1 protein-coding gene is annotated in these 687 nt (G+C 71.8%); it reads left to right on the forward strand.

Annotated elements, in window-relative coordinates; all coding sequences use genetic code 11:
* Positions 1-91: 91 nt before the first annotated feature.
* A partial coding sequence (locus VR44_RS39480; RefSeq protein ID WP_045952520.1) for a beta-ketoacyl synthase N-terminal-like domain-containing protein occupies positions 92-687 on the forward strand: 596 nt, incomplete at its 3' end.

Raw genomic sequence — 687 nt, forward strand, 5'->3', positions numbered from 1 at the left:
TCCCCGGCCCCGGCCCCCGACCCGACCGTACGGGCCCCACACGGCCCATGGCCCCCGGCCCGTACGGGCTCGACGCAAAAGGTGACCCCAGGTGACTGACCCCCAGGCGAAGACCAACGAGGAGAAGCTCCGCTACTTCCTCAAGCGGGTATCGGCGGACCTCCACGACGCCCGCGAGCGGCTGCGGGACCTCGACGAGGCCCGCCACGAACCGATCGCGATCGTCGCGACGAGCTGCCGCTTCCCCGGCGGGATCACCACCCCCGAGGAGCTCTGGACGTTCCTCGCGGAGGGCGGGGACGCCATCACCGCCTTCCCCGCGGACCGCGGCTGGGACCTGGAAGCGCTCTACGACCCCGACCCGGACACCCGGGGCACCAGCCACGTCCGCGAAGGCGGATTCCTCGACGGCACCGGCCTCTTCGACGCCGGCCTCTTCGAGATCTCGCCCCGCGAGGCGCTCACCATGGACCCCCAGCAGCGGATCCTCCTGGAGTCCTGCTGGGAGACCTTCGAACGGGCCGGCATCGACCCCACCTCCCTCAAGGGCAGCCGGACCGGCGTGTTCACCGGCGTCATGTACCACGACCACTCGGCCCTGCTCCAGCAGGCCGTCGAGGACGTCGACGGCTACATCGGCACCGGCAGCGCGGCGAGCGTGGTCTCGGGCCGGGTGTCCTACACCTT

Origin of the sequence: Streptomyces katrae, from assembly GCF_000966975.1 — a bacterium.
GTDB classification, from domain to species: Bacteria; Actinomycetota; Actinomycetes; order Streptomycetales; family Streptomycetaceae; genus Streptomyces; species Streptomyces katrae.